The organism is Flavobacterium sp. LHD-80, from assembly GCF_030929605.1.
Classification (GTDB): domain Bacteria; phylum Bacteroidota; class Bacteroidia; order Flavobacteriales; family Flavobacteriaceae; genus Flavobacterium.
The window spans coordinates 375,513-400,537 of record NZ_JAVFVS010000005.1; the positions used below are offsets into that span (position 1 = coordinate 375,513).

Here is a 25,025-nt window from a genome sequence, read left to right on the forward strand (position 1 = left end):
AGTATACTTGAAATCATTAAAGAACCATGGCCTTGGTACATTGCAGGTCCGTTGATTGGATTAACTGTTCCAATTTTATTAATTATCGGAAATAAATCTTTTGGGATTAGCTCGTCGTTGCGACATATTTGTGCGGCTTGCATTCCTGCGAATATTTCATTTTTTAAATACGATTGGAAAAAAGAAAGTTGGAATTTATTCTTTGTTCTGGGAATATTCTTAGGCGGATTCATTGCTGCTTATTTTCTATCAAATCCAAATCCGGTGGAAATTGCTCCAGAATTATCAGAAAAACTGGCAACTTATGGAATTACAGATCATACAGGTTTAGTTCCGTCGCAATTATTTTCTTGGGAAAGTCTGTTTACGCTTCGTGGCTTTATTATGATTGTTGTTGGTGGATTTTTAGTTGGTTTCGGGACGCGTTACGCTGGCGGATGCACGAGCGGACATGCGATTATGGGATTATCAAACTTGCAATGGCCATCGTTAGTAGCGACAATCTGTTTTATGATTGGTGGTTTTGTAATGGCTCTTTTGATTTTGCCTTATATTCTTTCACTTTAAAATTTGAAAAATGAGTTTAGAAAATAAAAATATCGACGGCGAAGGAATCAACGCAAGCCAGAAAAAAGAAAATGGATTAGCAAACATTAAATATTTAATCGTTGGAATCTTTTTCGGAATTGTTTTTGTAAAAGCCGAAATCATCAGTTGGTTTCGTATTCAGGAAATGTTCAATTTAGAATCATTTCATATGTATGGAGTGATTGGATGTGCTGTTGCTGTTGGATTAGTATCTGTTCAATTGATTAAAAAATTCAACATCAAAACTCTTGATGACGAAAAAATCGAAATTCAGCCAAAGACTTTTAGCAAAGGACAAATCTATGGTGGTTTATTATTTGGTTTTGGATGGGCAATTACTGGAGCTTGTCCGGGTCCGCTTTTTGCTCAAATTGGTACTGGAGCGACTGTAATTGTTGTGACTTTGGTAAGCGCCATTGCAGGAACTTGGGTTTATGGTTTGATTAAAGATAAATTGCCTCATTAATACTATACCTTATATTATATACTGTATTAAACCCGACAGGTTTTAAAAACCTGTCGGGTTTCTTGTATGCTGTGCTCGCGTGAGGGATAGAAGCTGGCTACCGAAGTAGCGCGTATAGCCCGACAGTATTTAAGAAAAGGCCTCATGAACGCAAAGTATAGTAGGCCTTTTTTTAAATACCGGCACGCCCTAATGATCAAAATTTACATTCTGTTAAAGCCAATTATTTTAAAGAATTAAAACTTAAACGTATCTTTATCAAAGCTTTAAAACATTTGACGAAGATTTATTTGGAACCTTCAAAAAATAAATAGTACTTTTATACTAATTATATAGGCTTTGTCAAGTTATTAATTTTAGCGTTATTTCAATTAACAAAAAATTAACACAACATTTGTATATACAACTATTAAAAGTTATACATTTGTATATACAAATTATACACTTACGACTATGACAATTGAAGAGGTTATTAAGAGTACAGTTAAGATGGATAATGCGAAAAAAGTTATTCTGAATATCATGTACACACAGAATGTGATTCAGGATCATTTTAACGAGATAATGAAACCGTATGATTTATCTGGAGAACAATATAATGTGTTGCGCATATTAAGAGGACAAAAAGGAAATCCTGCTAATATGTGTGTAATACAAGAACGTATGTTAGCCAAAACGAGTAACACAACCCGATTAGTTGACAAATTATTACTGAAGGAATTTGTAACCAGAAATGTATGTCCGGACAATCGACGAAAAATCGAGGTTTTGATTACTCAAAAAGGATTAGATGTTTTAAAAGAATTAGACCCAAAAGTAGATGAGCATGAACGCTTATTTGCCGAGAATATAAGCCCAGAAGAGTTAGAATTATTAAACAAGTTATTAGAAAAATACCGAACCCAACAAAATTAATATTATGAGTACATTATTAGACAATTTAAGCTGGAGATATGCAACTAAGAAATATGATGCAACTAAAAAAGTATCTGCAGCAGATTTGAATACATTAAAAGAAGCGGTTAGATTAGCAGCTTCTTCATACGGATTACAACCTTACAAAGTAATTATTGTTGAAAATCCTGAAATTAGAGAAAAATTAAAAGCAGCGGCTTGGGGACAAACGCAACTTACTGATGCTTCTCAAATATTCATTTTTGCAAACGACTTAAATGCAGGACCAGAATCTGTAGCGGCTTACATTAAAAACATTAGCGAAACTAGAGGTGTTCCTACTGAAGCATTAGGTGGTTTTGCAGATATGATGAATGGCGTTATTTCAAACTTATCACAAGAGGCTAAAAATATTTGGACAGCAAAACAAACTTATATTGCATTAGGAACATTATTAGCTGCAGCTGCTGAATTAAAAATCGATGCAACTCCAATGGAAGGTTTCAACGCAGCGCAATTCAATGAAATCTTAGGTTTCGATAAATTAGGCTTAAATGCTGCTGTTATCGCTGCTGTAGGTTACAGACATGATGAGGACGACGCTCAGCACTACAAAAAAGTTAGAAAATCACAAGAAGAATTATTTATCACTCTATAATTATTATTAATCTAAATTCAATTTTAACAACATGAAAAATTTAAAAACAATTGCAATAGCATTATTCGTAGCAGCGGCTAGTATTTCAGTAAATGCTCAAACTAAAAAAATCGACGTAAAAGCATCTACTATCAAATGGGTAGGTAAAAAAGTAACTGGAGAGCACTCTGGAACTGTAAACTTTAAAGAAGGTGCAGTAGTTTTCAAAGGAAAAAAATTAGTTGGTGGTTCTTTTACAGTTGATATGACTTCATTAACTGCAACTGATTTAACTGGAGAATACCAAGGAAAATTAAACGGGCACTTAAAAGCTGACGATTTCTTTGGAACTGATAAATTCCCAACTGCTAAATTAGTTTTCAAATCTATCGGAGCTAAAGCAACTGACGTTTATACTGTAACTGCTGATTTAACTATTAAAGGAATTACTAAACCTGTAACTTTTGATATCACTGTAGCTGGAAACACTGCAACTACAGCTTTCAAAGTTGACAGAACTAAATACGATATCAAATACAACTCTGGTAACTTCTTCCAAAACTTAGGAGATAAAACTATCAATGACGATTTCGAATTGGCTGTAGCTTTAAAATTCTAATCCAGAATTTACAGATTCAAACATAAAACAAACCCCAATAGTTTAGACTATGGGGGTTTTGTTTTTTACTCACTTCTTTTCAAAAACATAACGTTCTTAATACTAAAGTAACGCTTTCATAATAACTATAACCGAATTGATTAACATTCGGACTCTAATTTTGAGCAAATTAAAAATCAAAAACTAGAAATTTAAATTATAGTTATGAAAACAAAAACTACTCTTGCTTTTTTTATCGTTTTAAGCACTTTTTTTCTACAAGCTCAGCAACAAACTAAAGGCATTATTGGAACCGCAAATTGGATGAACAATTGGACCAATTTTAAACCTGCTGCCAACGAATACAACGAAGCAACCAATATAATTGCCGGAACAATAGACAAAGATTTAAAATTATTAAAACGTAATACGTATCAATTAGTTGGTGTTGTTTACGTGACTAATAATGCTACTTTGACAATCGAACCCGGAACTGTAATTCGTGGCGATGACAAAACCTGTGGTACACTTGTAATTACAAACGGCGCTAAAATTATGGCCGAAGGTTTAGAAACTGATCCTATTATTTTTACTTCAAACAAAGAAAAAACAGAAAGAAAACCAGGCGACTGGGGCGGTATTGTTGTTTTAGGAAAAGCGCCAATAAACACTTTAGGCGGGCTTCATACTTTGCCATTTGATCTTGAACCACTGTTAAATCATTATGGAGGTCAGGATGCTGAAGATAATTCAGGGATTTTAAAATATGTTCGAATTGAATATGCTGGAAGAAAATTAAGCTCATTGAAAGAGTTAAACGGACTTTCATTGGCTGGAGTGGGAAGAAAAACAGTTTTAAGCAATATTCAGATCAGTTTTTCAAATGATGATTCGTTTGAATGTTATGGTGGAGATTTGAATATGAACAATTTAATTTCGTACCGAACTACAGATGATGATTTTGATTTTACGCAAGGCGCGCAAATCACCATCAGCAATAGTATTGCAATTCGTCATCCATTTTCATCAGACATTTCGGGATCAAGATGTTTTGAAGTCGATTCGTATGACAAAATTGGAAACACTGATATGTCTAAAAAAATGACGAAAATAAATGCTTCAAACATTACTTTAGTCAATTTAGAAGAGAACAATCAGGGATTAGTTCGTGAGTCTGTTTATGTTAGAGAAGATACTTTCTTTAATTTATCAAACAGTATTATTTCTGGTTTTACGCCTTTTGTTTTATTAGAAGGAAATATTGGAAATGGCGAAGCAAATTTATCAAAACTTACGTTCAAAAACTTAATTGTAAACAATTGCAACGGCGGTATTACCAGTGAATCAGCATCAAGTAATTCGGTTATTGAAAACTTTTACAACAGCCAAAATTCAGGTATAGAATACACAAAAGTCAAAAACACAGATTTATTTACAACGCCAAACATTAAAGGAAATCCAGATTTTAGAGCAAACGTAAATAACACGTTAGCTATTGGAAACTAAGGGATTAATAAGTTATTGCATTTTAAAATTTAACAAATTTTCTAATTTCGAAAAGTTTTTTTTGAAATTTTATGACTTCTAATTCAAATTACCTTTATATCTTTGTGATATCAAAATAAGGAAATGAAAACATTAATGAACAATACTTGGTGGTGGAAGAATTTACGTCAAACGTCGTGAACTAAGCTTCCTATGGTATTTTCAAAACTATAAATATAAAAGGCTTGTCATCACGACAAGCCTTTTTTTTTTGGTCCAAATTTTTACAGAAAATATATTAAAAACTAAAAAACAACATACTTTGAAACCTTTTATACTCAATACGCATTACAAACAAATTCTGGCAGATACGATTACGCCGGTAAGTATTTATTTCAAAATAAGAGATAAATTCCCAAACAGCTTATTATTAGAAAGTAGTGATTATCACGGAAATGATAATAGTTTCTCTTACGTTTGCTGTAATCCAATCGCAACGATTAAAATCGAAAACGAAACGATTTTAAAAACGTTTCCAGGTGGAAGTTCAGAACAAATTAAAATTGATGCTTCGACTAATATTCCAGAAGTAATTCAGGAATTTTCGCGCCAATTTCAGTCGGAGAAAAATGATTTCAAATTTATCAATAACGGTTTATTCGGATACATTTCTTACGATGCAGTTCGCTATTTTGAAAAAGTTTCGATTGCTAAAAAAGATAATGCAACTTCAATCCCGGATGTGTTTTACGCGGTTTATCAAAACATTATTGCTATTAACCACTTTAAAAATGAAGCGTATATTTTCTGCCATAGCGTTGATGGAAAAAACAACATTTCGGAAATTGAACAATTATTGCAATCAAGAAATATTGCTTCGTATAAATTCACTAAAGAAGGCGAAGGTTTCTCTAATTTAACTGATGAAGAATTCAAACATAATGTGGCTTTAGCCAAAAAACACTGCTTCCGCGGAGATGTTTTTCAGTTAGTTCTTTCTCGTCGATTTACACAAGGATTTAAAGGTGACGAGTTCAATGTTTACAGAGCTTTACGAAGCATTAATCCATCTCCTTATTTATTCTTTTTTGATTATGGAGATTTCAAAATATTTGGGTCTTCGCCCGAAGCACAAATTATCGTAAAAAACAGAAAAGCAGAAATTCATCCAATCGCTGGAACTTTCAAAAGAACCGGAAATGATGAACGTGATGCGCTTTTAGCCAAAGAACTTTCGGAAGACAAAAAAGAAAACAGCGAACACGTAATGCTTGTCGATTTGGCAAGAAACGATTTAAGCCGAAATGGTCACGACGTTAATGTAGAAAAATACAGAGAAGTTCAGTTTTTCTCACACGTGATTCACTTGGTTTCTAAAGTTACAGGTCATTTACACGATAAAGCTACGACGATGCAAGTTGTTGCCGATACTTTTCCAGCCGGAACTTTAAGCGGCGCTCCAAAACACAGAGCAATGCAATTGATTGAAGATTATGAAAAAACAAATCGCAATTTTTACGGAGGCGCAATTGGTTTCATGGATTTTGAAGGAAACTTTAATCACGCTATTATGATTCGAACTTTCCTTAGTAAAAATCACCAATTACATTCTCAAGCCGGTGCCGGAATTGTAGCAAGTTCTGACGAAGAAAGCGAAATGCAGGAAGTATACAACAAATTAAGAGCCTTGAATACAGCGCTGGAAATGGCGGAGAAAATTTAGTTTCAAGTTTTCTTTGTTTCAGGTTTCAAGTTGTTGGACCCTGAAACTTGAAACCTGAAACCTGAAACAATTAACAAACAAAACCATAAACAATCATGAAAAAAGCAGTATCAATTTTTATTTTAATCATTACGCTAACCTCTTGTAATTCTGAGAAAAAAGAGAATCCTATTAAAGGAACCTGGCGACTTATAGCAGCAGAAACAACAGAAAAAGATTCAACGTTTTCGACTTTCAATCCAAAAACAAAAATGATTAAGATTATAAATGATACGCATTTTGCTTTTTTCAATCATGATTTACATAACGGCAAAGATTCTACAAATGCAGTTTTCTTTGGCGGAGGCGGAAAATATACTTTGAAAGATAGTGTTTACACAGAAAATTTAGAATATTTCAATAACCGTCAATGGGAAAATGGCAAATTTGAGTTTGTAGTAAAAGTTAAAAACGATACCCTAACTCAAAAAGGAGTAGAAAAAGTAGAGAAATTAGGAATCGACCGCATTATTACTGAAAAATACGTTCGAGAAAAATAAAAAATTTTGTTTCAGGTTTTCTTTGTTTCAGGTTTCAAGTTGTTGGAACCTAAAACTTGAAACCTGAAACTTGAAACAAAACAACACAATGAAAAAAATATTAGTTATAGACAATTACGATAGTTTCACTTACAATTTAGTGCACTATTTAGAAGATTTGAACTGCGAAGTAACCGTTTATAGAAACGACGAATTCGAAATTGACGAAATCGCATCTTTCGAAAAAATCTTGCTTTCACCGGGTCCAGGAATTCCAGATGAAGCTGGTTTATTAAAAGCGGTAATCGAAAAATATGCGCCAACAAAAAGTATTCTTGGCGTTTGTTTAGGACAACAAGCTATAGGAGAAGTTTTTGGAGGAACGCTTTCAAATCTTGACAAAGTATATCACGGAGTTGCTACAAATGTAAAAACTGTAGTTTCAGATGAAATTTTGTTTGAAGGTTTAGGATCTGAATTTGAAGTGGGAAGATACCATTCGTGGGTTGTTGACGCGAATTTACCAGAAGCTTTAGAAGCTACTTCTATTGATGAAAATGGACAAATCATGTCTTTAAGACACAAAACTTTTGATGTAAGAGGCGTTCAATTTCACCCTGAAAGTGTTTTAACTCCTAACGGAAAAAGGATTTTAGAGAATTGGATAAAGTCTTAGTTAAATTTTGTTTCAAGTTTCAGGTTTCAAGTTTGTTGGAACATGAAACCTGAAACTTGAAACCTGAAACAAAACTAAAAACCTTAGCATCTTAGAACCTTAGCAACTTTAAAAAAATGATTACACTTTCAGAAACTCGAGAAATCAATATTGAAGATATTTTAGTTTTATATAAAGCAAATGAATGGAGTTCGGCCAGCAAACCAAATGAATTGTATAATGGCCTTTTAAATTCGGAAACTTTAATTACGGCTTGGGAAGGAAAAAAATTAGTCGGACTTGGGAATGCAATTTCTGATGGATTTTTGACTGTTTATTATCCACATTTATTGGTTCTTCCGGAATATCAGGGAAAAGGAATTGGAAAATTAATTTTGGATAAAATGCAGGAGAAATACAGCCACTTTCACATGCAAATGCTAACCGCCGACGGAAAATCGGTTGATTTTTATAAAAAGAACGGTTTTGAAAGAGCAGGAAAAACAGAACCAATGTGGATTTATCAGGGAAATGAACATTAAAAAAAGTAATCAGTGGTTAGTTTTTTAGTATTCAGTCGCAGTTTTCAGTCGCAGAATTAACATGAAACTTGAAACTTGAAACCTCAAACAAAAAAACTTAGTATCTCAGAATCTTAGCAACTTAGAATCTTAAAAAAAATGAAAACTATATTAAACAAATTAATCAACCACGAAGTGCTTTCTAAAGAAGAGGCTAAAGATGTCTTGATTAATATTTCAAGCGGACAATACAATCCGAGTCAGATTTCGGCATTTTTGACCGTATATATGATGCGAAGCATAACAATTGATGAACTTTCGGGTTTTCGTGAAGCTTTATTAGAATTGTGTATTCGCGTTGATTTAGCAGCGTATAATACAATCGATTTATGCGGAACTGGCGGTGACGGAAAAGACACTTTCAACATTTCGACTTTAGCTTCTTTTGTTTCAGCTGGAGCCGGAATTAAAGTAGCAAAACATGGAAATTACGGTGTTTCATCCATTTCAGGATCGAGCAACGTTATGGAAAAAATGGGAATTAAATTCAGCAACGATCCTTCATTTTTAGAAAAATGTATTGATCAAGCCGGAATTTGTGTTTTACACGCTCCCCTATTTCACCCAGCGATGAAAAATGTTGGACCAATCCGTAAAGAATTGGCTGTAAAAACATTCTTTAATATGTTGGGACCAATGGTAAATCCGGCATTTCCACAGAATCAATTGGTTGGTGTTTTCAATTTAGAATTAGCGAGAATGTATGCTTATTTATATCAAAACACCGATACCAACTTTACAATACTTCATTCGCTTGATGGTTACGACGAAATTTCTTTAACTGGTCCAACAAAAATCATAACAAGTCATATGGAAGGCATGTTGAAACCCGAAGATTTTGGTGTTCGTCTATTATCACAAACAGAAATTGAAGGCGGAAAAACCATCGAGGAATCGGCTGAAATTTTCACGAGTATTATTTCAGGAAAAGGAAACGAAGCACAGAATAATGTAGTTTGTGCCAATGCTGCAATGGCAATTGCAACGGTTACAAAATGTTCATCTTTAGAAGGATTCGAATTGGCAAAGGAAAGTTTATTGTCTGGAAAAGGATTGAAAGCATTACAGACATTACAGGAATTAAGCAAGTAAAAAATTGTTTCAAGTTTCAGGTTTCAAGTTTCAAGTTGTTGGAGCGAACCTGAAACTTGAAACCTGAAACAAAATAAACAATGAACATCTTAGATAAAATAATATTTGATAAACAACGAGAAGTAGTACTGAAGAAATCCATCATTCCGATTTCGCAATTGGAGGCTTCAGTATTTTTTGGAAAACAAACCATTTCTCTTAGTCAGAAATTGAGAGAAAGCAATTCGGGAATTATTGCCGAACACAAACGTCGTTCTCCTTCAAAATCAATCATAAATAACAATTTTACAGTTGAAGAAGTGGTTAAAGGCTACGAAAATGCAGGCGCTTGCGGAATCTCGGTTTTAACCGATTCCAAATATTTTGGAGGTTCTTTAGACGATTTACTTTTGGCAAGAGCTTCAGTAAATATTCCGCTTTTGCGAAAAGAATTTATTGTCGATGAATATCAAATTCTAGAAGCAAAAGCCCACGGAGCCGATTTAATTTTATTGATTGCAGCAGTTTTAACACGTGAAGAGATAAAATCTTTATCTGAATTTGCAAAGAATTTAGGTCTAGAAGTTCTATTGGAAGTACACAATCAAGAAGAATTAGAAAAATCAATTATGCCGAGTTTAGATATGATTGGTGTAAACAACAGAAATTTAAAAACATTTGAAGTTAGCTTAGATTTCAGCAAAGAATTGGCATCACAAATTCCAGATGATTTTGTAAAAGTTTCAGAAAGCGGTATTTCATCAATCGAAGCCATTCGCGAACTAAAACCTTACGGTTACAAAGGTTTTTTAATTGGAGAAAACTTCATGAAAACCGACAATGCTGGTAATGCAGCAACAGAATTTATTAAAAGCTTACAATAAACACGAATTTCACGAATTAGCACGGATAAGAATTAGAAAAAACTTTGTGTCTTCGAGCCTTCGTGGCAAAAAAACAAACACAAAGCTTTGCGAACTTTGCGTTTTTAAACGCAATCAAAATAAAAAAAATCTTAGCGCACTTTGCGTTAAAAAACCACAACGAAATGAAACTCAAAATATGCGGCATGAAATATCCCGAAAACATTCTCGAAGTAGGCGCACTCCTACCCGATTATATGGGATTTATTTTCTGGGAAAAATCCGCTAGATATTTTAACGGAACAATTCCGGAATTGATCGGAACCATCAAAAAAGTAGGTGTTTTTGTAGATCAAACTCAGGAAGAAATTCTGGAAAAAGTAACAAAATATAATTTACAAGCCGTTCAATTACACGGAAAAGAATCGGTTGATTTTTTATCAGAATTAAAAAATAAATTGCCAAAGAAAATCGAAATCATAAAAGTATTTTCAGCTGACGAAAATTTTGATTTTGAAGTTATAAAACCTTTTGAAGCAGTCTGCGATTATTTTCTATTTGACACAAAAGGCAAACTTCCAGGCGGAAACGGAACAACGTTCGATTGGACGATATTAAAAAAATACAAATCTGATAAACCCTTCTTTTTAAGTGGCGGTATCGGAATAAATGAATTAAAAGCCATTGAAGAAATTTCAAAAAGCAATTTACCTATTTATGCTGTCGATGTAAATAGTAAATTTGAAATCGAACCGGGGCTTAAAAACAAAAATCTATTAAGCAATTTCAAACGAAAATTTGATGTTGCCAACTTTTAAAATTGGAATAAAATGAATTTTAATGTCAACGAAAAAGGATATTACGGAGAATTTGGTGGCGCTTTCATTCCTGAAATGCTGTATCCAAACGTAGAAGAATTACGTCAAAAATATCTAAAAATAATGGATGAACCAGATTTTAAAGCCGAGTTCAACCAATTGCTGAAAGATTACGTTGGGCGCCCTAGTCCATTGTATTTTGCGAAGCGTTTATCTGAAAAATACAATACCAAAGTTTACTTAAAAAGAGAAGACTTAAATCACACCGGAGCGCATAAAGTCAACAACACAATTGGGCAAATTTTATTAGCAAAACGTTTAGGCAAAAAAAGAATCATTGCCGAAACTGGAGCGGGTCAGCACGGTGTAGCAACAGCAACAGTTTGTGCATTAATGGGAATTGAATGTATCGTTTATATGGGCGAAATTGACATTGCACGCCAAGCACCAAACGTAGCTCGTATGAAAATGTTAGGCGCAGAAGTTCGTCCGGCACTTTCGGGTTCAAGAACCTTAAAAGATGCGACGAACGAAGCCATTCGTGATTGGATTAATAATCCGGTTGACACACATTATATTATCGGATCGGCGATTGGACCGCATCCTTATCCAGATATGGTGACACGTTTTCAAAGTATTATTTCCCAGGAAATAAAATGGCAATTAAAAGAAAAAGAAGGACGTGAAAATCCTGATTATGTAGTCGCTTGTATTGGTGGCGGAAGTAATGCTGCAGGAACGTATTATCACTTTTTACATGAGCCTGAAGTTGGAATTATAGCTGTTGAAGCAGCAGGAAAAGGTGTCGACAGCGGACACAGTGCTGCAACCAGTAAATTAGGAAAAGTAGGTGTTATTCACGGTTGCAAAACGCTTTTAATGCAAACGCCTGACGGACAAATTACAGAACCTTATTCAATTTCTGCAGGACTTGATTATCCTGGAGTTGGTCCAATGCACGCGCATTTGGCACAAACAGGACGCGGTGAATTTTTCTCTGTAACCGATGATGATGCGATGAACGCTGGTTTGCAATTGACAAAATTAGAAGGAATAATTCCGGCAATTGAAAGCGCGCACGCATTTGCAGTTTTAGATCAAAAGAAATTCAAACCAACAGATGTTGTCGTGATCAGTCTTTCTGGACGTGGCGATAAAGATTTAGACAACTATATTGATTACTTTAAATTGTAAAATCGTAAATTGGGCGTTCCCTTCGGGCGGGCTGTCCGCTATATTCCCGATTAACAAAAACTACGGCTAAAAAGCCTTGTTTTTCTAAATCGGGAGATACCGCTCCCATCCCTAACGCAAACAAATAACGAGAAAAATAATAATTATGGAACAGTTATTCTCATACGGAACCTTACGTTCAAAACAAATTCAAATGCAGGTTTTCAATAAAGTATTAACGGGAACTGCAGACAAATTGCTGGGCTACAAACTAAAAAGCCTGCAAATTGAAGAAGAATTTGGAATGGCAGATTATGTTGTCGCAGTAGCAAGTGAAAATCCTTCGGAAATTATACATGGAGTTGTTTTCAATGTTACTTTGGCAGATTTAGCCAAAGTTGATTTATTTGAATCTAACGCTTACAAAAGAGTTCAAGTGACATTGAAATCTGGAACTGTGGCGTGGATTTACATGGAAAATTAATAATTGAATTAAAAATGATTCTAGCGGCAGCACAAACAAAACCAACCCGAGGAAATATTGAGCGCAATTTAACTGATCATTATAATCTCATCGAATTGGCGGTGGAAAATGGAGCGCAATTAATTGCTTTTCCAGAAATGTCAATTACCGGTTATGAAAGAGCTGATGCGCAAAAATTAGCTTTTAAAAAAGACGATTCTCGTTTGGATCATTTGAGAAAATTGGCTTCTGAAAATAATATTACAATTATTGCCGGCGCTCCAATCGAAATTGAATCGGAGTTATTTATTGGTGAATTTGTTATTGCTCCAGATAATTCGGTTTCTGTTTATACAAAACAGTTTTTACATGAAGGCGAAGATGATTTTTTTGAATCCACATTTGATTATAATCCGATGATTACGATTGAAAATCAAAAGATTTCGTTTGCGATTTGCGCTGATATTGATAATCCGTTACATCCAGAAAATGCATCTAAAAAAGAAACTGATATTTATATTGCCAGTATTTTCTTTTCTCCAAACGGAATTCCGAATGCGTACAGAGATTTGCAAAATTATGCCGAAAAACATAAAATGAATGTTTTAATGTCAAATTTTAGTGGAGAATCTTGGGGATCACCTTCGGCAGGACAAAGCGCTTTTTGGAATAATAAAGGCGAACTTGTTGGGCAAATGAACGACTCAGATTCTGGATTATTATTGGTTGAAAATTACAATGATAATTGGAGAAGTCAAATCATAGTTACATAGCAGAAATTCCTGCAAGGTTTTCAAAACCTTGTAGGTATAAATACATTAAAAAAACACCTACAAGGTTTTGAAAACCTTGCAGGAAAAATAAAAGATATTAAAATGAACAGAATAACTCAAAAATTACAAGAAGATAAAAAGATACTTTCTATTTATTTTTCTGCCGGATATCCAAGTTTGAATGATACCGTTCAAATTATTCAGGATTTAGAAAAAAACGGAGTTGATTTGATTGAAATCGGACTTCCTTTCAGCGATCCTTTGGCAGATGGACCGACAATTCAGGCGAGTTCTACAGCAGCACTTCATAACGGAATGACAACTCAAATTCTTTTTGATCAGTTGAAGAACATCCGCGAAAGCGTAAAAATTCCGCTGATTATTATGGGATATTTTAATCCGATGTTGCAATACGGCGTTGAAGCTTTTTGTGCAAAATGTGCCGAAATTGGAATTGACGGTTTAATTATTCCGGATCTTCCGGTTGATGTTTATGCAGATGAATACAAAGCTATTTTCGAAAAATACGGTTTAATAAACGTGTTTTTAATTACACCGCAAACTTCAGATGAACGTATCCGTTTTATCGACAGCGTTTCAAACGGATTTATTTATATGGTAAGTTCTGCGAGTGTGACGGGTTCTCAATCGGGTTTTGGAAATGTTCAGGAAGATTATTTCGAAAGAATTGGAAACATGAATTTGAAAAACCCTCAAATCGTAGGTTTCGGAATTTCGAATAGAGAAACTTTTACTCAAGCTACTAAATATGCAAAAGGCGCTATTATTGGAAGTGCTTTTATTAAGCATTTGAGTGAAAGTGGAAGTGGGAAAATTGAGGAATTTGTTGGAGGGATTCGATAATTAAATTCAAATGAAAATGGTAAAATATTTAATCGCTACCGTTTTATTTATCTCAATAAGTTCATGTCACGAAATTCAAACTGATAAATTAATTGGAAGTTGGAAAATGAAAGATCTTGATAAAAACATCGAAGATAAAACAACTTTTACTAAAGATAATTTATTGATTCGTGAATTTATATCTCATGGCAAAACTATAGAAAAGGACGTTTTTAACTATAGCTTAAAAAATAACATTATCATTATGAAATTTAAAAATCAAGACTCTGATTTCAAGATTGTGAAGTTAAATGATTCTGAAATGGAATTATTTAATATTAAAGAAAACAAAGTTATTAGATATGTCAAATTTTAAAATTGACAAATAGTTATAAATATTTTAAAAGAAAAAGCTGAAACACATTAGTATTTCAGCTTTTTTTTGCTCGAAACTATCGAAACCGTTTTATGTTAATATTATGTTAAAATAAAATTAAACAAGTGTTTAAATTAAACAAGTGTTTAATTTTGTATTCGATTAGAAACAATACCATGTCACACATCGAACTTAATGATAAAAAAATTCAGATTCTAGAAGTTGCTGAAAAGCTATTTTCAGAGAAGGGATTTGAAGGGACTTCTATACGGGACATTTCAAAACATGCAAAAATTAACATTGCAATGGTTTCGTATTATTTTGGTTCGAAAGAAAGACTTTTGGAATCTTTAATTATCTACAAAACTTCTGATTTAAAACTACAACTAGAAAATTTATTGCAGGAAAATATCGAACCGCTTGAAAAAGTCAATAAATTAATCGAAATTTACATTAACAGAATCAGTTGTAACAAAGGCATTTTCAGAGTTTTACATTTTGAACTTACCTCAAAAAAGATCGAAAAAAGTCTAATTGCCTTTTCAGAATTAAAAAAAGAAAATTTAAAATCTGTTGAAACGATCATAAAACAAGGCCAGTCTCAAGGTGTTTTCAGGAAAGATGTCATCATTCCGTTAATCACACCAACAATTATTGGTACTTATTTTCATTTTCACATGAATAAATTTTTCTTCGAAGAATTACTGGATCTGAAAACCGAAGAAATGTATAACAATTACATAAAAACCAGTCTCACAAAGCACATTCAACAAACTATAAAAGCGCTACTTGTTTATGAAAATTAGTCAATTAATGCTCTTTGGAGTTTTCTTTATCGGAATATCTTCAATAGAAGCACAAGAAAAAACAAGTTTAACCTTAGACGAAGCCGTTAAAATGGCTTGGGAAAAGAGTAGTGAATCTTCGCTAGCCAACTCTAAGGTAAACTCAAAAAAATATGAATTGCAAACCGCAAAAGATACTCAGTACCCTGATCTTAAATTGTCGTCACAATATCAATATTTTCCAACAGCAAATATTCATATGGAATCACAATCTAGTGATTCTTCTGATCCTTCTGCAGGACCTGCACCAAAAATGAATCAAGTTGTTTTTGCTCAAGCAGGAGTTACAATGCCACTTTTTTCTGGATTTAAAATTCAGAATAATGTTGACCTTCGTAATAATATGTACTTAGCAGAAAGTGCTAATGCAGTAAAAACTAAAGAAGATGTTGCTTTACGTACGGTACAATATTATACCAACTTATATAAAGCACAAAAAAGTCTTGAATTATTAGAGGAAAACAAAAAAAGTTCAGCACAACGTGTAACCGATTTTATTGAGTTGGAGAAAAACGGCATCATCCCAAAAAATGATCTTTTAAAAGCTCAATTGCAACTTTCGAGAGTTCAATTATTGGTTGATGAAGCTAAAAACAATGTGAGTATTACAAATTATTATTTGGTAACCCTTCTTAAAATGGACCCAAATACTAAAATTGCTGTTAATGAAGCAGATTTAACTCGATTTGAACCTCGTGTTTTACAATCTGACACACAAATTGCTCTAGAAAACAGAAAAGATTTAGAGTCTGTACGATTACAGAGTAAAGCTAGCGAAAACAATATAAAGATTGCTAAAAGTAGCTACTATCCTTCAATTGTTCTTTTAGGTGGTTATGCTTTATTAGATGTTAAAAACTTTGTAAACGCTACCAATTTAACTAATGTTGGAGTTGGACTTTCTTATGACTTGTCTGGTTTAATAAAAAACAACAACAATGTTAAAGTGGCTGAAAGCAAATCTGAAGAAGTTAAACATTCTGAAGAAATTTTGACTGATCATATTAAAGTACAAGTTCAAAAAGCAGCTGAAGATTATGATTTAGCAATTAGCCAAGATGCTGTTTTTGAACAAGCTGTAGCTCAGGCATCTGAAAATTATCGTCTTGTAAAAGACAAATACGATAACGGCTTATCTGACACAAATGATTTACTTGAAGCAGACGTAGATCAATTAAGTACCCAAATTAACAAAGCATTATCAAAAGCCAATATCATTCAAAAGTATTACGAATTGCTTACGGCAACAGGACAAATTTCACAATCATTCAATCTTTCTAAAATATAATCGATAGCTCTCATGGAAAAGAAAAAGACAAATAAAAAATTCATCATCATACTAACCGTTTTGGTTTTAGTGGGAGGAACTTACGGAATATCAAAATACTTACACTCTCAGGCGCACGAAGAAACGGATGATGCTCAAATCGAGAAAAAAATGAATCCGATTATTCCTAGAGTATCAGGATATATCAGTAAAGTTTATGTGAAAGATAATGATTATGTAAAAAAAGGAGATACTTTATTTACTATCGATAAGAGAGATTATCAATTAAAAATTGATGAAGCAAATGCTGCTTTATTAGCTGCTGAAGGTCAATTTGAGGCTGCTAAAGCTGATATTGGAAGTGCGTATGCAAGCATTAATGTTTCTGATGCTCAAATGAGATCTGCAAGTGGTTCTATTGAAAGTGCAAAAATCAGATTGAGACAGTTGACAAACGATTACAACCGTTATAACAATTTATACAAAACGCACACCATTACAAAACAACAATATGAGCAGGCTTTGACTGCAAAAGAAGAAGCTGAAAATCAAGTACGCGTTTTAGAGCAACAACAAAAAGCAACTTCTTACCAAAAATCTGTAATTCAGTCAAAATCTAAAGTTTCAGACAAACAAACTGAGGTTGCAGCAGCTAACATCAAAAAAGCACAAACTATGCTTGATGTTGCAAAATTGAATCTTACTTATACTGTTGTAACTGCGGCGATTGACGGTCAGGTTTCTAAAGTTGATATTCAGCCAGGACAATTGGTTCAGCCAGGACAATCTTTATTTTATATTATCAATAACAACGAAGCTTGGGTTGTAGCTAACTTTAAAGAAACACAATTAAACAAAATGGTTGTGGGACAAAAAGTAAGCTTAAAAGTTGATGCATATCCTAATTACGAATTCAAAGGAATTGTAACTTCATTTTCTCCAGCTACAGGATCTCGTTTTTCATTACTTCCTCCTGATAATGCTACAGGAAACTTCGTAAAAACAATTCAGAGATTACCGGTAAAAATTAGTTTAGATCCTACAAACGATCCTGAAAAAGTAAAATTATTACGCCCAGGAATGAATGTTGATGTAGACGTACATTTGAAATAATATAAATGGCAACAGCAGTACAAGCAGACGACGATTTAGTAGAATACGGCTACAGACGTGTGATCATTACGATTACGGCAGTACTTTGTGCATTGCTGGAAATTGTAGATACAACGATTGTAAACGTAGCGCTGACAGACATGCGAGGAAGCCTTGGGGCAACTTTGACCGATGTGGCGTGGGTTATTACAGCATACGCAATTGCGAATGTTATTGTAATTCCGATGACGAGCTGGCTATCACAGCAATTTGGAAGACGTAATTATTTTGTGGCTTCTATCATAATATTTACGGTCTGCTCCTTTTTGTGTGGTAACGCCAGTAATATTTGGGAACTCGTAGCCTTCCGATTCGTACAAGGTATGGGCGGTGGAGCATTACTTGTAACAGCCCAAACGATTATTACCGAAAGTTACCCCGTAGCAAAACGTGGAATGGCACAGGCTATTTACGGAATGGGTGTAATTGTAGGTCCAACTTTAGGTCCGCCTTTAGGGGGGTATTTAGTAGATAATTATTCTTGGCCTTATATTTTTTATATCAATATTCCATTAGGAATTATTGCTACTATTTTGGCTTTAACTTTTGTTAGAAGCCCGAAATATGGTGAAAAATTAAAAGCAAATCAGGTTGACTGGTGGGGAATTATTTTATTGAGTGCTTTTATTGGTTCTTTACAATTCGTCTTAGAACACGGACAGCAAGATGATTGGTTTAACGATTCTACAATTGTAATCTTAAGTGTTGTTACGGTATTAGGTTTAGTTTTATTTATTTGGAGAGAGCTTACATATGACTATCCTATCGTAAACTTAAGTGTTTTAAAAGACGGAAATTTAAGAATTGGAACTATAATGTGTTTTATTCTTGGTTTTGGTTTGTACGGATCAACATTGATTATCCCGATTTACACGCAATCTATTTTAGGATGGACCGCAACTGATGCCGGATTATTATTAATTCCGGGATCGATTACAACAGCGATCATGATGCCATTTGTGGGTAATATGATTCAGAAAGGTGTTCCGCAAGGATACATGGTTGGAGTTGGATTTTTAATTTTCTTCTTCTTCACTTTCATGATGCAAACCCGAATGACACCAGATACTGGTGTAGAGCATATGTATTGGCCTTTAATTTTGAGAGGAATTGGTTTAGGATTGCTTTTCGTTCCTATTACAACACTTTCACTTTCGACTTTAAAAGGAAAACATATTGGTGAAGGTGCAGCCTTTACCGGAATGATGAGACAATTAGGTGGTTCTTTTGGTATTGCTATTATTACCACTTTTATAACACGTTTTAGTCAGGAACACAGAGTAAATCTAATTAATAATTTAGATCCTGCAAAATACGATGTACAACAACGAATTACAGGAATGCAGCATGCTTTTATGTCTAAAGGATATAGTGCAGATGTCGCACTAAAAAAAGCTTATCAGGCAATAGACTATTCTATTTTGAAACAAAGCACCGTAATGGCGTACATGGATATTTTCATGTATTTGGGAATTATGTTCTTATGCTGTATCCCAATCATCCTTTTTATTAAAAAAGGAAAGAACAAGATTAATGCAGCCGACGCAATGCATTAATAATAATAATTTTATAATACGCAAAAACGCCGAATTCATCATTTAGAATTCGGCGTTTGTTTTTTATAGTCACAGTTATCAGTGGCAGTATTCAATCGCAGTTTTCAGTTTACTAACTTTGCTAACTTTGCGGTTAAAAAACTTAGAATCTTAGAAACTTAGAACCTTAGCATCTTAAAAAAGCTATCTCGTAAAAACCAAATGATTTCCTTTTGAAAGATTCGCATCAAATTGATATCCTTCGTAATTGAAACCTTTTAAATCGTCTATTGTTTCAGCATTTGTGTCGATTATATAACGAACCATCATTCCTCTCGCCTTTTTCGCAAAGAAACTGATCATTTTTAATTTTCCGTCTTTGTAATCTTTGAAATCTGGAGTAATTACAGGAACTTTTAATGCTTTTACATCAACCGCAGAAAAATATTCATTGCTTGCTAAATTCACAAATAACTCGCCTTTTTTTAGTTCTTTATTTAGCGCTTTTGTAACTGTAGGTTTCCAAAATTCATGAAGATTTTTAGATTCTCCCACTGGCATTTTTGTTCCCATCTCTAGACGATAAGCTTGCATTAAATCTAATGGTTTCAAAAGACCATAAAGTCCAGACAAGATTCTTAATTTATCTTGCAAAACATCTAATTTCTCTAACGGAATTGAATAAGCATCTAAACCCGTATAAACATCTCCATCAAAAGTATAAACCGCTGGACGCGCATTTTCAGGCGTAAAAGGAGTTTTCCAATCTTGATTTCGCTTCCAATTTAAATCGGCTAGTTTGTCTGAAATCGACATTAATTCAGATAATTCAGAGGGCTTTTTTTGTTTTACTACTTTATGAACCACGCGTGCTTCTTTTAAAAAATGCGGTTCTGTATATTGTGCAGTTGGTAATTCTTTTTCAAAATTTAAGGACTTCGCTGGCGATATAACTATTTTCATTTGTGCTTTTTTGTATGATTCAAAAATACAAATTGAATTTTTAAAAATTAGAGATTGCAATTGATTTGTTTTATGACATTATAAATGATTTTTTTCGCCACGAATTACACTAATTTGCACTAATTATTCTTTTGCGCAAATTGTTATATTTTTTGCCGCAGATTACAGGATTTAAAGGATTAAAAAAATCTGTGCGAATCTTTTTAATCTGTGGCAGAAAAAATAAATTCGTGAAAATTCGTGAAATTCGTGGCAACCCTTTCTCAATTCATAAAAATCGACGTTCCAAAATGTGAAATTGTTCAAAAAAGTGAGCTTTAGATTATAATAGGCATTTTCTATGTTGTAAATTTGCATGCATTTTATTTATACTTAAATTTAAAATGCATTTTTATTCAAAAATTGAATTCGTGGCTATACAAACAAATTATAAAACTGCTTTACAAAACAAAATATTCGATATTATTTCGAAAGCTTCTCAGGAACTAAATGTTGAATCCTACGTGATAGGAGGATTTGTTCGTGATTTGCTTTTAAAACGAGGTTCTAAAAAAGATATTGACGTTGTAGCGGTGGGAAGCGGTATTGAATTAGCGCTTAAAGTTTCTCAATTACTTCCGAACAAACCAAAAGTTCAAGTTTTTAAAACTTATGGAACTGCGATGCTTCGTTTTGAAGATACAGATATTGAATTTGTTGGTGCCCGAAAAGAATCATATAATTTTGACAGCCGAAATCCGATTGTGGAAAACGGAACTTTACAGGATGATCAAAATCGTCGTGATTTTACGATCAATGCCTTGGCTTTATCTTTAAACGAAAATAATTTTGGAGATCTTCTAGATCCTTTTAATGGGTTAGCACATTTAGAAAGCAAAACAATCAAAACGCCTTTGGATCCAGATATTACGTACTCTGATGATCCTTTGCGAATGCTTCGCGCGATTCGTTTTGCCAATCAATTAAATTTTGAGATTGAAGAAAATTCGCTAAATGCCATCACAAAAAATGCCGAAAGAATAAAGATTATTTCTGGCGAAAGAATCGTAGATGAATTAAACAAAATTCTTTCTACAGATAAACCTTCGACAGGATTTTTACTTTTATATAAAACTGGACTTTTAGATTTGATCTTACCTGAATTAACAGCTCTGAATCAGGTTGAAGAAGTTGAAGGTCATACACATAAAAACAATTTTTACCACACGCTTGAAGTGGTTGATAATATCTGCCCAAATACAGATGATGTTTGGTTGCGCTGGTCGGCTTTGTTGCACGACATTGGAAAGGCACCAACGAAACGTTTCAATAAAAAACAAGGTTGGACTTTTCACGGGCATGAGTTTTTAGGCGGAAAAATGGCAAAAAAAATATTTGAACGTTTGCACATGCCATTAAATCACAAAATGAAATTTGTGCAAAAAATGGTCATTATGAGTTCACGTCCGATTGTTTTGGCTCAGGATATTGTAACCGACAGCGCTGTTCGTCGTTTGGTTTTTGATGCAGGCGAAGATGTAGAAAGTTTAATGACTTTATGCGAAGCAGATATCACTACCAAGAATCCAGCAAAATTCAAGAAATATCATAAAAATTTCGAAGTTGTTCGCAAGAAAATTGTTGAAGTTGAAGAACGCGATCATGTTCGTAATTTTCAACCGCCAATTTCTGGTGAAGAAATTATGGAAATGTTTGACTTAAAACCTTCACGCGAAATTGGAGTTTTGAAAGAAGCCGTAAAAGAAGCTATTTTAGAAGGTGATATTCCGAATGAATATCAGGCTGCTTATGATTTTGTGATTAAAAGAGCTGAAAAGTTAGGCTTAAAAAAAGTAGAGAAATAAGTATTTAATAAAATGAAAAAAGAGAATAAATCAGTAATCATTTGGTTACTATCAGGTTGTGTTTTATTATTTTTAATGGTTGTCGTGGGCGGTATTACACGTTTAACCAATTCAGGTTTATCAATGACCGACTGGCATTTGGTAACCGATACATTTCCGCCATTAACTGATGCTAAATGGCAAGCGGCCTTTGACGAATACAAGAAGTTTCCTGAGTATCAAAAAATCAATATTCACAACGATTTTCAATTAGCAGATTATAAATTCATTTATTTCTGGGAATGGTTTCACCGTTTCATTGGCCGCATTATCGGTTTGGTTTTCTTTGTTCCGTTTGTTTACTTTTTAGTTAAAAAGAAATTAGATACAGATACTATCAAAAAATGTGTCGTGCTTTTAGGAATGGGTGCTTTTCAAGGTTTTCTTGGCTGGTTCATGGTTCGCTCTGGTTTAATTGACAATCCAGATGTTAGTCATTTTAGACTTTCTCTTCACTTGACTTTTGCATTTATCACTTTTGCCTACACACTTTGGGTGGCGCTTGATTTGATTTATCCTGAAAGAAATATCAATAAAATAATTCCGCTTCGCACAATCGCCCGCTATGCTTTAGTCGCTTTGTTAATTCAGATTATTTACGGTGGATTTGTTGCTGGCCTAAACGCTGGATTAATTCACAATCACTGGCCTTTAATGAGCGATGGACAATTTATTCACGAATCGGTTTTTATTGAGCAATCGACTTTAGTGAAAAATTTAATTGAAGGGAAAAGTGGTGTTCAGTTTGTGCACAGAACTTTTGCTTATGTAGTTGTTGGGATTATTCTTTTTCTTTTCTTCAAAAGCAAAAAATATACGCTTACTAGTACACAATCAAACGGAATAAAAACGTTAGTTGCTTTTGTTTTCATTCAGTTTTTACTTGGCGTTTTCACTTTATTATATAGTGTTCCATTAGCTTTAGGATTAATTCACCAAATTATGGCGTTTTTCCTTTTGAGCGCGATGACGTATACCTTGCATCGATTGAGTAAATAAAATCGAATATATTAAACCATAATAAAAGCTGTCACACTAGGACAGCTTTTTTGCTGATCAGAATATTTATAAAATTTATTCTATGTAAAAAAACCCAGCGGGGTAAAATATTTATAGAATTACAATAAGACAAATAAAAAAAGCTCCGGAGGAGCGACATATTTTTTCTTCTAATATATGTCGCTCCTCCGGAGCTTTAGGTTGCAAACATTTATTTTTTCCTATAAATATTTCGCTTCTCCGAAGCTTATAAAAAAACTATCCTTTTGAGATAGCCTTTTATTTGGATTTTTATCCCAGCCAGGTTTTAAAATCCTGTACTTTTTCACGGCTTACAATTACCTCATCTTCTTTGTAAGTGGGCAAAATAACTTTAAGTCGGGAATTGGTGTACACCTGAATTTCTTTAATTGCTTGAAGCGGTACGATAAATTTTCTGCTTACGCGAAAGAAATTCTTCATATCTAATTCTTGTTCCAGAATTTCCAGAGTCGAATCGATTAAATAATTTCGGTTATCAAAAGTATGAATGTAGGTTCCTTTGTTTTCGCTAAAAAAACATTCGATTTCATCTGTAGTAATTACTTTTAAATGCTGTCCGATTTTAACGGTAAATCTCTTTTTGTAATTTTTCTCAAAAGGATTTGACAACATCTGACGAATTTGCTCAAAATCCAGTTGAAGATTCGAACTTTCAGAAACTGCTTTTGGAAGTCGCAATTTAAATTTTTCAACAGCAACTTCAAGGTCATCTTCATCAATTGGTTTTAAAAGATAATCGATGCTGTTCAATTTGAATGCTTTTAAGGCATATTCATCATAAGCAGTTGTAAAGATGATGGCGCTTTTAATATCTATTTTTTCAAAAATTTCAAACGACAAACCGTCCGATAGCTGGATATCCAAAAAAATCAAATCTGGATGTTCGTTGTTTGCAAACCAATCTACTGATTCTTCTACAGAATGCAGCATGGTTTTTACTGCAATATCCAGTTTTTCAAGCTTTCTCTGCAATAATCTTGCTGCAGGTTTTTCGTCTTCTATAATTAGTGTGGTCATTTATTTGGCTAAAAAATTGAAAATTCAATTCAAAATTACTCCCATTTATTGGTATTTTGGGCTTCTTTTTCCATAAATTTTTGGATTTTCTTTTGTTCCCAATCTTTGGTAAAAAAGACATCGGGTCCAAATACCGAAAATGCATGAATTAATAATGCTATTCCCCAATAAAATGCGGTAGAATATGTATGCCAGTCTGTTAAACCGTTGTAAATTATATCTTTTCCAAATATATCGCGGTTCAAATTTGTTATTATAATTATTGCATTTACAATAATATAAATTCTCAAATGCGAGTAAAAACCTTTTATTCTTTTTACTTTTCTGTATGCAATATTGAAGTTTTCATCTTTGCTAAATTCTTCGTCATAATCTTCAAAAACATTTCTTCTAAAACGTCCCATTTTAAATTTCTTTTAAAGTTATTGCCATTTATTGCTCTTTTGCGATTCTTGATTCATGTATTCCTGAATTTTTTTCTGCTCCCAGTTTGATCCAAAAAATAACTCGGGTCCAAAAACTGTGAAAGCGTGAATCAATAAAGCAATTCCCCAAAATATCGCAGTTGAATACGTTTCCCAGTCAAAAAAATCGTTTTCATTAAATCTAATCCTTAGAAAATCTCTGTTCATATTAGTAACAATAAGGATTATGTTCACTATCAAATAAACTTTTAAATGCGAGTAAAAACCTTTTATCCTTTTTACTTTTTTATATGCTATTTCAAAGTGTTCATCATTTTTAAATTCATGTCCGTATTCTTCGTACATGCGTCTTCTATAGCGTCCCATTTTGTT

General features: G+C 33.4%; 28 protein-coding genes. 24 read left to right on the plus strand and 4 right to left on the minus strand.

The genetic code is table 11. The annotated features are described in order from the left end of the window. Positions 1 to 3: 3 nt before the first annotated feature. The 22 genes from RB619_RS09645 to RB619_RS09750 all read left to right on the plus strand — a co-directional run bounded on the left by RB619_RS09645 (position 4) and on the right by RB619_RS09750 (position 19,345). Positions 4 to 567, plus strand: coding sequence for a YeeE/YedE thiosulfate transporter family protein (locus RB619_RS09645; protein WP_308097201.1), 564 nt, complete (start codon positions 4 to 6; stop codon positions 565 to 567). Between the two features lie 10 nt (positions 568 to 577). After that, a complete protein-coding gene (locus RB619_RS09650; RefSeq protein WP_308096824.1) occupies positions 578 to 1,054 on the plus strand; it encodes a DUF6691 family protein in 477 nt (158 codons plus the stop codon). 453 nt (positions 1,055 to 1,507) lie between these two features. After that, complete coding sequence (locus tag RB619_RS09655) at positions 1,508 to 1,969, plus strand: MarR family transcriptional regulator (protein ID WP_308096826.1); 462 nt, start codon at positions 1,508 to 1,510, stop codon at positions 1,967 to 1,969. 4 nt (positions 1,970 to 1,973) lie between these two features. Beyond that, positions 1,974 to 2,606 (plus strand): NAD(P)H-dependent oxidoreductase, encoded by a 633-nt coding sequence (locus RB619_RS09660; RefSeq protein WP_308096828.1) that lies wholly within the window; start codon positions 1,974 to 1,976, stop codon positions 2,604 to 2,606. 31 nt (positions 2,607 to 2,637) lie between these two features. Continuing rightward, complete coding sequence (locus tag RB619_RS09665; RefSeq protein WP_308096830.1) at positions 2,638 to 3,204, plus strand: YceI family protein; 567 nt, start codon at positions 2,638 to 2,640, stop codon at positions 3,202 to 3,204. A 204-nt stretch (positions 3,205 to 3,408) separates the two neighbouring features. Next, positions 3,409 to 4,689, plus strand: a complete 1,281-nt coding sequence (locus RB619_RS09670; RefSeq protein WP_308096832.1) for a hypothetical protein — start codon at positions 3,409 to 3,411, stop codon at positions 4,687 to 4,689. 301 nt (positions 4,690 to 4,990) lie between these two features. Beyond that, positions 4,991 to 6,391: an anthranilate synthase component I family protein gene (locus tag RB619_RS09675; RefSeq protein ID WP_308096834.1), complete on the plus strand. Its 1,401-nt coding sequence runs from the start codon at positions 4,991 to 4,993 to the stop codon at positions 6,389 to 6,391. Positions 6,392 to 6,486: 95 nt separating this feature from the next. Then, entirely contained in the window at positions 6,487 to 6,930 is a 444-nt protein-coding gene (locus RB619_RS09680) for a hypothetical protein (protein ID WP_308096835.1), read from the plus strand. 88 nt (positions 6,931 to 7,018) lie between these two features. After that, positions 7,019 to 7,585, plus strand: coding sequence for an aminodeoxychorismate/anthranilate synthase component II (locus RB619_RS09685; RefSeq protein WP_308096837.1), 567 nt, complete (start codon positions 7,019 to 7,021; stop codon positions 7,583 to 7,585). A 116-nt stretch (positions 7,586 to 7,701) separates the two neighbouring features. Then, positions 7,702 to 8,106: a GNAT family N-acetyltransferase gene (locus tag RB619_RS09690; protein WP_308096838.1), complete on the plus strand. Its 405-nt coding sequence runs from the start codon at positions 7,702 to 7,704 to the stop codon at positions 8,104 to 8,106. Between the two features lie 138 nt (positions 8,107 to 8,244). Beyond that, the gene (gene trpD, locus RB619_RS09695; protein WP_308096839.1) at positions 8,245 to 9,237 is read left to right on the plus strand and encodes an anthranilate phosphoribosyltransferase; all 993 of its coding nucleotides are present in this window, start codon (positions 8,245 to 8,247) and stop codon (positions 9,235 to 9,237) included. 80 nt (positions 9,238 to 9,317) lie between these two features. Then, positions 9,318 to 10,100 (plus strand): indole-3-glycerol phosphate synthase TrpC, encoded by a 783-nt coding sequence (gene trpC / locus RB619_RS09700; RefSeq protein ID WP_308096840.1) that lies wholly within the window; start codon positions 9,318 to 9,320, stop codon positions 10,098 to 10,100. A 164-nt stretch (positions 10,101 to 10,264) separates the two neighbouring features. Then, positions 10,265 to 10,897 carry a phosphoribosylanthranilate isomerase gene (locus tag RB619_RS09705; RefSeq protein ID WP_308096843.1) on the plus strand — a complete coding sequence of 211 codons (633 nt, stop codon included), beginning with the start codon at positions 10,265 to 10,267 and terminating at the stop codon, positions 10,895 to 10,897. 12 nt (positions 10,898 to 10,909) lie between these two features. Next, a complete protein-coding gene (gene trpB / locus RB619_RS09710; protein WP_308096846.1) occupies positions 10,910 to 12,091 on the plus strand; it encodes a tryptophan synthase subunit beta in 1,182 nt (393 codons plus the stop codon). A 145-nt stretch (positions 12,092 to 12,236) separates the two neighbouring features. Continuing rightward, the gene (locus tag RB619_RS09715; RefSeq protein ID WP_308096848.1) at positions 12,237 to 12,554 is read left to right on the plus strand and encodes a gamma-glutamylcyclotransferase family protein; all 318 of its coding nucleotides are present in this window, start codon (positions 12,237 to 12,239) and stop codon (positions 12,552 to 12,554) included. 14 nt (positions 12,555 to 12,568) lie between these two features. Continuing rightward, positions 12,569 to 13,306 carry a carbon-nitrogen hydrolase family protein gene (locus RB619_RS09720; RefSeq protein ID WP_308096850.1) on the plus strand — a complete coding sequence of 246 codons (738 nt, stop codon included), beginning with the start codon at positions 12,569 to 12,571 and terminating at the stop codon, positions 13,304 to 13,306. Positions 13,307 to 13,408: 102 nt separating this feature from the next. Then, positions 13,409 to 14,170, plus strand: a complete 762-nt coding sequence (gene trpA / locus RB619_RS09725; protein WP_308096852.1) for a tryptophan synthase subunit alpha — start codon at positions 13,409 to 13,411, stop codon at positions 14,168 to 14,170. A 16-nt stretch (positions 14,171 to 14,186) separates the two neighbouring features. Continuing rightward, positions 14,187 to 14,525 carry a lipocalin family protein gene (locus tag RB619_RS09730; protein ID WP_308096854.1) on the plus strand — a complete coding sequence of 113 codons (339 nt, stop codon included), beginning with the start codon at positions 14,187 to 14,189 and terminating at the stop codon, positions 14,523 to 14,525. A 176-nt stretch (positions 14,526 to 14,701) separates the two neighbouring features. Further along, positions 14,702 to 15,331 (plus strand): TetR family transcriptional regulator, encoded by a 630-nt coding sequence (locus RB619_RS09735; RefSeq protein ID WP_308096856.1) that lies wholly within the window; start codon positions 14,702 to 14,704, stop codon positions 15,329 to 15,331. Further along, positions 15,321 to 16,658 carry a TolC family protein gene (locus tag RB619_RS09740; RefSeq protein ID WP_308096858.1) on the plus strand — a complete coding sequence of 446 codons (1,338 nt, stop codon included), beginning with the start codon at positions 15,321 to 15,323 and terminating at the stop codon, positions 16,656 to 16,658. Before RB619_RS09735 ends, RB619_RS09740 begins: the two co-directional genes overlap by 11 nt. Positions 16,659 to 16,670: 12 nt before the next feature. After that, the gene (locus RB619_RS09745; RefSeq protein WP_308096861.1) at positions 16,671 to 17,750 is read left to right on the plus strand and encodes an HlyD family secretion protein; all 1,080 of its coding nucleotides are present in this window, start codon (positions 16,671 to 16,673) and stop codon (positions 17,748 to 17,750) included. A gap of 5 nt (positions 17,751 to 17,755) precedes the next feature. Then, on the plus strand, positions 17,756 to 19,345 hold the full coding sequence (locus RB619_RS09750; RefSeq protein ID WP_308096863.1) for an MDR family MFS transporter: 1,590 nt from the start codon (positions 17,756 to 17,758) through the stop codon (positions 19,343 to 19,345). Positions 19,346 to 19,528: 183 nt separating this feature from the next. Here RB619_RS09750 and yaaA read toward each other — a convergent pair whose 3' ends face one another. Beyond that, on the minus strand, positions 19,529 to 20,287 hold the full coding sequence (gene yaaA, locus RB619_RS09755) for a peroxide stress protein YaaA (protein ID WP_308096866.1): 759 nt from the start codon (positions 20,285 to 20,287) through the stop codon (positions 19,529 to 19,531). Positions 20,288 to 20,670: 383 nt separating this feature from the next. On the opposite strand from yaaA, the gene RB619_RS09760 reads away from it, so the two are divergent. Continuing rightward, positions 20,671 to 22,131: an HD domain-containing protein gene (locus RB619_RS09760; protein WP_308096868.1), complete on the plus strand. Its 1,461-nt coding sequence runs from the start codon at positions 20,671 to 20,673 to the stop codon at positions 22,129 to 22,131. A gap of 12 nt (positions 22,132 to 22,143) precedes the next feature. Then, entirely contained in the window at positions 22,144 to 23,169 is a 1,026-nt protein-coding gene (locus RB619_RS09765) for a COX15/CtaA family protein (protein WP_308096870.1), read from the plus strand. A gap of 291 nt (positions 23,170 to 23,460) precedes the next feature. On the opposite strand, the gene RB619_RS09770 is transcribed toward RB619_RS09765, so the two are convergent. The 3 genes from RB619_RS09770 to RB619_RS09780 are packed head-to-tail and all read right to left on the minus strand — an operon-like array spanning position 23,461 to position 25,019. After that, positions 23,461 to 24,228 (minus strand): LytTR family DNA-binding domain-containing protein, encoded by a 768-nt coding sequence (locus RB619_RS09770; RefSeq protein ID WP_308096872.1) that lies wholly within the window; start codon positions 24,226 to 24,228, stop codon positions 23,461 to 23,463. Between the two features lie 35 nt (positions 24,229 to 24,263). Beyond that, positions 24,264 to 24,632, minus strand: a complete 369-nt coding sequence (locus RB619_RS09775; RefSeq protein WP_308096873.1) for a 2TM domain-containing protein — start codon at positions 24,630 to 24,632, stop codon at positions 24,264 to 24,266. Between the two features lie 18 nt (positions 24,633 to 24,650). Then, entirely contained in the window at positions 24,651 to 25,019 is a 369-nt protein-coding gene (locus tag RB619_RS09780) for a 2TM domain-containing protein (RefSeq protein WP_308096874.1), read from the minus strand. Positions 25,020 to 25,025: the final 6 nt, after the last annotated feature.

Bases quoted from the DNA above. Each gene is read 5' to 3' on its own strand.
- RB619_RS09685 (WP_308096837.1), top strand. From the start codon at position 7,019: ATGAAAAAAATATTAGTTATAGACAATTACGATAGTTTCACTTACAAT.
- RB619_RS09690 (WP_308096838.1), top strand. From the start codon at position 7,702: ATGATTACACTTTCAGAAACTCGAGAAATCAATATTGAAGATATTTTA.
- RB619_RS09760 (WP_308096868.1), top strand. From the start codon at position 20,671: ATGCATTTTTATTCAAAAATTGAATTCGTGGCTATACAAACAAATTAT.
- RB619_RS09665 (WP_308096830.1), top strand. From the start codon at position 2,638: ATGAAAAATTTAAAAACAATTGCAATAGCATTATTCGTAGCAGCGGCT.
- RB619_RS09750 (WP_308096863.1), top strand. From the start codon at position 17,756: ATGGCAACAGCAGTACAAGCAGACGACGATTTAGTAGAATACGGCTAC.
- RB619_RS09650 (WP_308096824.1), top strand. From the start codon at position 578: ATGAGTTTAGAAAATAAAAATATCGACGGCGAAGGAATCAACGCAAGC.
- RB619_RS09735 (WP_308096856.1), top strand. From the start codon at position 14,702: ATGTCACACATCGAACTTAATGATAAAAAAATTCAGATTCTAGAAGTT.
- trpB (WP_308096846.1), top strand. From the start codon at position 10,910: ATGAATTTTAATGTCAACGAAAAAGGATATTACGGAGAATTTGGTGGC.
- RB619_RS09715 (WP_308096848.1), top strand. From the start codon at position 12,237: ATGGAACAGTTATTCTCATACGGAACCTTACGTTCAAAACAAATTCAA.
- RB619_RS09740 (WP_308096858.1), top strand. From the start codon at position 15,321: ATGAAAATTAGTCAATTAATGCTCTTTGGAGTTTTCTTTATCGGAATA.
- RB619_RS09705 (WP_308096843.1), top strand. From the start codon at position 10,265: ATGAAACTCAAAATATGCGGCATGAAATATCCCGAAAACATTCTCGAA.
- RB619_RS09730 (WP_308096854.1), top strand. From the start codon at position 14,187: ATGGTAAAATATTTAATCGCTACCGTTTTATTTATCTCAATAAGTTCA.
- RB619_RS09770 (WP_308096872.1), bottom strand. From the start codon at position 24,228: ATGACCACACTAATTATAGAAGACGAAAAACCTGCAGCAAGATTATTG.
- RB619_RS09680 (WP_308096835.1), top strand. From the start codon at position 6,487: ATGAAAAAAGCAGTATCAATTTTTATTTTAATCATTACGCTAACCTCT.
- trpA (WP_308096852.1), top strand. From the start codon at position 13,409: ATGAACAGAATAACTCAAAAATTACAAGAAGATAAAAAGATACTTTCT.
- yaaA (WP_308096866.1), bottom strand. From the start codon at position 20,287: ATGAAAATAGTTATATCGCCAGCGAAGTCCTTAAATTTTGAAAAAGAA.
- RB619_RS09775 (WP_308096873.1), bottom strand. From the start codon at position 24,632: ATGGGACGTTTTAGAAGAAATGTTTTTGAAGATTATGACGAAGAATTT.
- RB619_RS09780 (WP_308096874.1), bottom strand. From the start codon at position 25,019: ATGGGACGCTATAGAAGACGCATGTACGAAGAATACGGACATGAATTT.
- RB619_RS09765 (WP_308096870.1), top strand. From the start codon at position 22,144: ATGAAAAAAGAGAATAAATCAGTAATCATTTGGTTACTATCAGGTTGT.
- RB619_RS09745 (WP_308096861.1), top strand. From the start codon at position 16,671: ATGGAAAAGAAAAAGACAAATAAAAAATTCATCATCATACTAACCGTT.
- trpD (WP_308096839.1), top strand. From the start codon at position 8,245: ATGAAAACTATATTAAACAAATTAATCAACCACGAAGTGCTTTCTAAA.
- RB619_RS09670 (WP_308096832.1), top strand. From the start codon at position 3,409: ATGAAAACAAAAACTACTCTTGCTTTTTTTATCGTTTTAAGCACTTTT.
- trpC (WP_308096840.1), top strand. From the start codon at position 9,318: ATGAACATCTTAGATAAAATAATATTTGATAAACAACGAGAAGTAGTA.
- RB619_RS09720 (WP_308096850.1), top strand. From the start codon at position 12,569: ATGATTCTAGCGGCAGCACAAACAAAACCAACCCGAGGAAATATTGAG.
- RB619_RS09660 (WP_308096828.1), top strand. From the start codon at position 1,974: ATGAGTACATTATTAGACAATTTAAGCTGGAGATATGCAACTAAGAAA.
- RB619_RS09655 (WP_308096826.1), top strand. From the start codon at position 1,508: ATGACAATTGAAGAGGTTATTAAGAGTACAGTTAAGATGGATAATGCG.